The organism is Rhizobium sp. L1K21 (genome assembly GCF_024055895.1).
Taxonomy (GTDB): Bacteria; Pseudomonadota; Alphaproteobacteria; order Rhizobiales; family Rhizobiaceae; genus Ensifer_A.
This window is the reverse complement of record NZ_JAMXLE010000004.1, coordinates 298,988-306,463: the sequence shown is the minus strand read 5'-3', so window position 1 is coordinate 306,463 and position 7,476 is coordinate 298,988. Positions and strand designations below refer to the sequence as shown.

Here is a 7,476-nt window from a genome sequence, read left to right as displayed (position 1 = left end):
ACTTACCAGCAACTTCTGAAGATTTTCCAAGAGCGAAGGAGGTCGTCGCCAGCAGCGCCGCCGCCCTCGTCAGTGATTGGGCTTATAGAACTACCCCCCCGGAACTGTCAACACGGTTTTTTCAAAAAAGTGAAAAAAAGTGCCGGGCGCTTTTTCAGTCCCTCAATACCCATGATGCCCGGCCTCAAATTGTGGGGCGTCTGACGGTGCCTCGCCACGATAAGTACACATTTTTGGAGGAGGAGCGTGAAGAGATATGTGATAGCGTGATCAAAACTCCCGACTTGATCCGCTTCTTATTTGACTCCACCGCCCGAAACGGGCAAACGGAAATGAAACAATAATATCAATTGGGGCGAGACCGCCGAAGCATGGGTAGCGATCGGAACATTGTTAAGCCGCTCGGCGATACGCCGCCGATTCTGGCAAATGTACGTCGTGTGCCTGACCGGCGCGAGGTGTCTTTCCGTTGGCTCTCCGGTACGTTTCTCACCGGCATCACCAGCACGATATTGATGGGAGTTGCGCTTTCCGCAGCTGTGGAAGGGCGACGTCAGCTTGCCATTCCTGCAGAAGCATATGCCTCGACCGAAAACTCCAATGCCGCAAATGCTGCCGTCACCGTGAAGGGAAGCCGGCTCTTTCCTGCCAACATAGCATCCAAGCCGTCCGATCGAGAGATCCTGGAAGTGTCGACTATGGTCCAGGAGGGCGGTAAGGAAGTGGTTCGCCGCCAGCCCTTCGCGCATGTGAAGATGTCATTGGCTGCCAACCGACCGGTTCAGGAAGACTATCCGAAATTCAACCCGCTGGCGCTCTTTTCAGACGACGGCTCGTCCGCGCAGCCATCCGGCAGTTTCTCAGGCACCATCTATGGTTCCGACGTCGAAACCGAAATCAGCCTCGAGACGCGGGATTTTCCGCCAGATGGTCGCGGCTTGAACTATGCGCCACCCATGTCGCTTGAGGAAGTCGAGGAAATCGTTCGAACCAATGGTTCGGTTCTGGCCGACGGCAATACGCAGGTCGCCTCCCTCTTTTATGTCGATCCGCGCCGCTTTGCCGCCGGCAATGACCCCTTGGATATCACCGCGGGACTGTCCGCAAAGGTTATTGAAACCAATGTATCGGTGTCTGCGCCTGAGCTTATCCGACCGGAAAGCCCGGAATACGCCGACGACATCATACCGATCCGACGCGAAATGACGGTCGCAACAGCGCTCGCGGCCAACGGGTATAACGAGGCTCAAGCCGCCGACATTGCCGACTATCTCGGCCCTGAACTGGACGATGGAAAGCTGGAACCCGGCGATGTTTTGCGCGTCGGCATTATACAGTCGAGCGAAAGCCTTCGCGTCGTGCGCGCTAGTGTTTATCGCGACAGCGATCACCTCGTCACCATCGCGCTTGATGACAAGGGACGCTTCGTCGAAGCCGATGAACCGCCTATGCTGGACGCACTTGCCAATGCTTTTGACGAGGAGCCACAGGCCGTCGCGGTCAACCGCGACCTTCCCAGTGTCTACGATGGCGTTTATCGCGCCGCTCTTTCTTATGGCATGGGTCAGGATCTCACTGCCCAGATGGTTCGACTGCTCGCCAACAATGTCGATTTCCAGGCGCGCTTGAAGCCTGCCGATAAACTCGAGGTTCTGTTCACCGTTGCAGACAAAGACGGCAATGTGACCGACGATTCCGAGCTTCTCTTTATCTACGCAAAGTTCGGCGATACGGTCACGCGTCTTTACCGCTATCAAAATCCCGATGACCAGTCGATCGACTACTTCGACCAGGACGGCAAGAGCATTCATCAGTTCCTTCTAAGAAACCCGGTGCCGAACGGCGTCTTCCGGTCGGGCTTTGGCATGCGCCGTCATCCGATCCTGGGCTATATGCGCATGCACACTGGCGTCGACTGGGCAGCACCGCGCGGAACGCCCATCATCGCAACCGGCAATGGAACGGTGATCAGCGCCGGATGGGACAAGGGCGGCTATGGCAACCAGACGCTCATTCAGCATGCCAACGGCTATGTCACCTCCTACAACCACCAGAATGCGATTGCCAAGGATGTCGTTCCGGGCGCCAAGGTGCGCCAGGGTCAGGTTATCGGCTGGATCGGTACAACGGGTCTCTCGACAGGACCGCATCTGCATTACGAGATGATCGTCAACGGCACGAAGGTTGATCCGCTCAAGATCCGCCTGCCGGATGGCAAGACGCTGAAGGGCCCTGCCCTGGTGAAGTTTGAAGATGAGCGCAAGCGCATCGACGAACTGCTTGGCCATAGCGAATGGCAACAAGTGGCAAGTAACTGAGGCCCACAACAGGCTTGATAAAGCGGCTTCAGGCAGCCGAAGCCACGCCGTATATATGCGAATAAGGATTTCATTCCTCTCGCCTCAGCCCGAACTCCATCCGGGAGCACTTTTTTCACGCCGCCGCATTTCGGGAACAATTCCGCCGAACTTTTCGTTTCATATCGACGCAAAGAAACGACAACGGAAACATCCCATGAAAAAGAAACTGGTTGCAGCGACTGCCCTGCCCCTGATCTGTCTTTATTCAGCATCCGGAATGATCGCCCCTGCACAGGCTAACGCGTTCAACGCGGAGATTGTGATTGCGCAGGCAGAAGAGCCGCAATGCGCCGAGGCTGATGCCGATTGCCAGGCAAAGAAGCAAGAAGCGCCACCTGCCGATGCTGAACAACCGGCAGAAGAACAACCAGCACCGGAGGCACAGCAGCCGTCACCACCTGCCGAAGAAACACCACCGCCCGCCCCTGAACCCGCGCCGCCTGAGCCGGAAGCCGCACCAACTCAGCAGGATCAGGCACCCGAAGCGGCACCGGCCCCCGAAACGCAGTCAGCACCTGCACCGGAAGCTCCACCTGCGCCTGAGGACGAGGTAAAGCCGAAGCCAGCCGAACCGGAGCCGAACCAGACCCAGGACGCCGCTCCCGCACCGCAAGAAGCGCCTGCCCCCGCAGATGCAGCGGAAGCCGGAACCGAACAGACCGAGCCGCCAGCAGAAGAACCGCCAGCGCCCGAGGGCGCGGAGCCTGTGAAAAAACCTGAACCGGCCCCTGCCCCTGCCCCTGACGAAAGCACAACAGACGAAAGCGCAGCGCCAAGCGACACGCAAACGCCGCCAGCGCCCGAGCGTGCAGCGCCTGAAGAACCCAAAGAAGAGCCGAAAGAGGCAACGGAGCCGGCCGCCGCCGAGCCGGCGAGCGAGCAACCGCCCAAGACCGAAGAGGAAAAGCTGAAGGCGGCCGAAGACCCTGCGAGTGCGGAGGGAACGGTCGAGCTGCCCGTGGAAAACGGCGCTCCGATTTTAGACAGCGCCAAGGAAGCCCCGCCTGAGACGACCCGAGCCGCCCCGCAGCCTGAAGAAACAGCACCGCAGCCGAAAACGCTGATCGTGCCGCAGAGCGATGCCGAGGCACAGCAACAGACAAGCACTGAGTCCGCACCTGAACAGAAGCCGGAGGCCCGTTCGGCGTTACGCCAGGAAGGAACGCGCCTGGACCGCCGCCCCCGCTACGAAGAGCCGGAAGGCCGTGTGATCGGCGAAGATGGAAATCGCATGATCATCGATCTTGGCAGCGGTATCTCCATCCGCTTCGACGACGGCGATCGCATTGAGCGTGATTCGCGCGAATCATATTATGAGCGCCTGCCTGGCGGCTTCACCCGGCAAGTGGTTGAAAGACGCAACGGCGATACGGTCGTGACGGTGCGCAACCGCTGGGGCGACATCGTGCAGCGCTCACGCATCCGCGACGGTCGCGAGTATATTCTCTATTACGACCCTGACGGTTATGATCCAGGCCGCGATGACCGCGACGAATTCTACGATCCAGGCCGCGATCTTCCGCCCATGCGGCTGCCCGTTCCGCTGAGCGATTACATTATCGATACCTCCTCCAGCCGTGATCGCGACTACGAGGAGTTCCTGGCAAAGCCACCGGTCGAACAGGTGGAGAGAATATACAGCCTGGACGAAGTTCGTCATTCCGCACGCGTCCGCGACAAGGTTCGCCGAATTGATTTGGACACGATCACGTTTGCAACGGGAAGCGCCGAGGTTTCCTTGAGTGAAGCCAAATCCCTGCGCCGTGTGGCAGACGCGATCAACGATCTTCTTGAAAAGGACCCTGGCGAGACTTTCCTGATTGAAGGTCACACCGACGCGGTAGGTTCGGACCGCTCGAACCTCGTTCTGTCCGACAAACGCGCCGAATCGGTCGCAGAGGTCCTGACGCAGGTCTTTGACGTGCAGCCGGAAAACCTGGCGACCCAGGGCTATGGCGAGCGCTACCTCAAGGTCAGGACAGAAGGGCCGGAAGAGCTGAACCGCCGCGTGACTATCCGGCGCGTCACACCGCTTGTTCGCCCCGCAGGCGCAAAAGTCGTTGAGCAGTAAGGCCTAAAGCCCGAGTGCAAGCCGAACCTTTTTCGGCAACCCGGCCGCGACAATGCGATGGCTCTCTCGAATATGATCTCCGAGGGAGCCATCGCTCATGCTTTCACCAGAAGTCCTCTGGATCCACGTCATTCCACGCGATGCCAGATAGGGAGCAGGTCGAAGACCAGGTTCCTCTCGCAAGATTTCGAATGCCATTTGGGAAACTTTGAACGTCACAGCCAGTTCATCGCCATCATTCCAGCCACCGATGGCAAACACTTTTCCAGCGACCTTCCAGACATGCGCACCACCCCATTGGACGACATGGGACGTATGAGGCAAGGCGGCGCAGAATGCGTTGAAATCGTCAACCTTCATCTGCGCCGCCTTTCATTCATCAGGCTGCGATTTCCGCATTGTCGCCGTTGCCGGCAACAATCTCGAACAGCAGGCGGTCGGAACCAGCCATGACTTCGACATTCGAACCATCCGGGACCTCGCCGGAGAGGATCTTTTCGGCCAGCGGATCCTGCAGATATTTCTGGATCGTCCGCTTCAGAGGCCGCGCCCCGTAGACCGGGTCATAGCCCTTGTCGGCCAGCCATTCGCGGGCGCTGTCTTCAAGCTGAATGGTGATCTTGCGATCGGCCAGAAGCTTGATGAGACGACCAAGCTGGATATCGACAATCGCGCCCATTTCCGAACGGTGCAGACGATGGAACAGGATGATCTCGTCCACGCGGTTCAGGAATTCGGGCCGGAAGCTTGCCTTGACCACATTCATGACCTGCTCGCGGGCCATCTCACTCTCATCGTTTTCGCCCAGCGCCGTCAGATATTCCGCACCGAGGTTCGACGTCATGATGATGATCGTGTTCTTGAAATCGACCGTGCGACCCTGACCGTCCGTCAACCGCCCATCATCCAGAACCTGGAGAAGAACGTTGAAGACATCCGGGTGCGCCTTTTCGATCTCGTCGAACAGAACCACCTGATAGGGCCGGCGACGGATGGCTTCCGTCAATGCACCACCTTCGTCATAACCGACATAGCCGGGAGGTGCACCGATCAGGCGTGATACAGCATGCTTCTCCATATATTCGGACATATCGATACGAACGATGGCCGATTCCTCGTCAAAGAGGAAACGCGCAAGCGCCTTGGTGAGCTCCGTCTTGCCGACACCGGTCGGGCCGAGGAACATGAATGAGCCAATCGGCCTGTTCGGGTCCTGCAAACCTGCACGGGCACGGCGAACCGCCCGCGAAACCGCCTGCACGGCGTCACCCTGGCCGACAACCCATTTGCCGATAGCATCTTCCATCCGCAAAAGCTTGTCGCGTTCGCCTTCCAGCATCTTGTCGACAGGCACGCCGGTCCAGCGCGAAACCACCTGCGCCACATTGTCAGGCGTTACCACCTCCTGAACCATGGCATCGGTTGCTTCACCTTCTTGTGTTTCGGCCTGCTGCAGCTCTTTCTCAAGCTGCGGAATGAGACCATAAGCCAGTTCACCAGCCTTCTGGAATTCGCCGGAACGCTGGGCAATCGCCAGATCGTTGCGGGCTTCATCCAGCTTGCGCTTCAGGTCTGCAGCAAGACCAAGCTTCTGCTTTTCAGCCTGCCAGCGCGCCGTCAGTGCATCTGCCTCTTCTTCCAGACCGGCGAGCTCCTTTTCCAGCTTTTCAAGCCGGTCCTTCGAGCCCGTATCGGTTTCCTTCTTCAGAGCCTCACGCTCGATCTTCAGCTGAATGATTCGGCGATCGAGTTCGTCGAGTTCTTCAGGCTTGGAGTCCACCTGCATGCGAACACGCGAAGCAGCCTCGTCAACAAGGTCGATGGCCTTGTCCGGCAGGAAGCGGTCGGTGATATAGCGGTTGGAAAGCATGGCAGCCGAAACCAGGGCGGAGTCGGAAATACGCACCTTGTGGTGTTGTTCGTATTTCTCCTTCAAGCCGCGCAGGATCGAAATCGTGTCTTCCACGGTCGGCTCCGAAACCATGACCGGCTGGAAGCGCCGAGCGAGAGCCGCGTCCTTTTCCACATGCTTGCGGTATTCATCAAGCGTCGTTGCCCCCACGCAGTGAAGTTCACCACGAGCAAGCGCAGGTTTCAGAAGGTTCGATGCATCCATCGCGCCATCCGCCTTGCCGGCACCCACCAGAGTGTGCATCTCGTCGATGAACAGGATAATGTTGCCCTCTTCGGACTGAACCTCGTTCAGAACCGCTTTCAGACGCTCCTCGAATTCACCACGATATTTTGCGCCTGCAATCAAGGCACCCATGTCGAGCGCCATCAATTGTTTGTCGCGCAGGGATTCCGGCACGTCACCGTTGACGATGCGCAACGCAAGGCCTTCGGCAATTGCGGTTTTACCGACACCGGGCTCACCGATCAAAACCGGATTGTTCTTGGTGCGGCGTGAAAGCACCTGGATCGTGCGGCGAATTTCGTCGTCACGGCCAATCACCGGATCAAGCCGGCCTTCACGCGCATCGGCGGTCAGGTCACGCGCATATTTCTTCAGCGCATCAAAACCTTCTTCGGCATTGGCGCTGTCAGCGGTACGGCCCTTGCGGATTTCGTTGATCGCATCGTTCAGCGATTGCGGCGTGACACCGGCTTTTTTCAGCGTCTCAGCTGTGGAAGCCGTTTTCTCAATGGAAAGCGCCTGCAAAAGGCGTTCAACCGTTACGAACGAATCACCCGCCTTCTTCGCAGCCTCTTCAGCGACGGAGAAAACACGCGCCAAAGGCTGAGACAGATAAATCTGTCCGTTGTCCCCGGATACTTTCGGCAGTTTGGCCAGGGCGGCATCATTGGCAAGACGCGCATCCTTTGCGCTGCCACCCGCTTTCTCAATCAAGGCAGCAGCCATGCCCTGGTCGTCGTCCAGAAGCACTTTCAGCACATGTTCGGCAGTAAACTGCTGGTGACCTTGAGCCAAGGCACCGGTTTGCGCAGATTGCAGGAAACCGCGCACGCGTTCGGAATATTTCTCTAAGTTCATATCAAACCTCCGTTCGTCAAACCGCCCGTTCCGGCGCGACCCGACAATTC

5 protein-coding genes are annotated in these 7,476 nt (G+C 58.1%); 3 read left to right on the top strand and 2 right to left on the bottom strand.

Annotated features, from left to right (window positions below; translation table 11 throughout):
* The 3 genes from NHF56_RS18515 to NHF56_RS18505 form a co-directional block, all read left to right on the top strand.
* Positions 1-344: hypothetical protein (locus tag NHF56_RS18515; RefSeq protein ID WP_252807333.1), on the top strand; the 344-nt coding region annotated here is incomplete at its 5' end.
* 27 nt (positions 345-371) lie between these two features.
* Positions 372-2,318 (top strand): M23 family metallopeptidase, encoded by a 1,947-nt coding sequence (locus NHF56_RS18510; protein WP_252807332.1) that lies wholly within the window; start codon positions 372-374, stop codon positions 2,316-2,318.
* 196 nt (positions 2,319-2,514) lie between these two features.
* On the top strand, positions 2,515-4,431 hold the full coding sequence (locus NHF56_RS18505; RefSeq protein ID WP_252807330.1) for an OmpA family protein: 1,917 nt from the start codon (positions 2,515-2,517) through the stop codon (positions 4,429-4,431).
* Positions 4,432-4,434: 3 nt separating this feature from the next.
* Here NHF56_RS18505 and NHF56_RS18500 read toward each other — a convergent pair whose 3' ends face one another.
* Complete coding sequence (locus tag NHF56_RS18500) at positions 4,435-4,791, bottom strand: MmcQ/YjbR family DNA-binding protein (RefSeq protein ID WP_252807328.1); 357 nt, start codon at positions 4,789-4,791, stop codon at positions 4,435-4,437.
* 19 nt (positions 4,792-4,810) lie between these two features.
* Entirely contained in the window at positions 4,811-7,426 is a 2,616-nt protein-coding gene (gene clpB / locus NHF56_RS18495; protein ID WP_252807326.1) for an ATP-dependent chaperone ClpB, read from the bottom strand.
* Positions 7,427-7,476: the final 50 nt, after the last annotated feature.

Bases quoted from the DNA above. Each gene is read 5' to 3' on its own strand.
- NHF56_RS18510 (WP_252807332.1), top strand. From the start codon at position 372: ATGGGTAGCGATCGGAACATTGTTAAGCCGCTCGGCGATACGCCGCCG.
- NHF56_RS18505 (WP_252807330.1), top strand. From the start codon at position 2,515: ATGAAAAAGAAACTGGTTGCAGCGACTGCCCTGCCCCTGATCTGTCTT.
- NHF56_RS18500 (WP_252807328.1), bottom strand. From the start codon at position 4,791: ATGAAGGTTGACGATTTCAACGCATTCTGCGCCGCCTTGCCTCATACG.
- clpB (WP_252807326.1), bottom strand. From the start codon at position 7,426: ATGAACTTAGAGAAATATTCCGAACGCGTGCGCGGTTTCCTGCAATCT.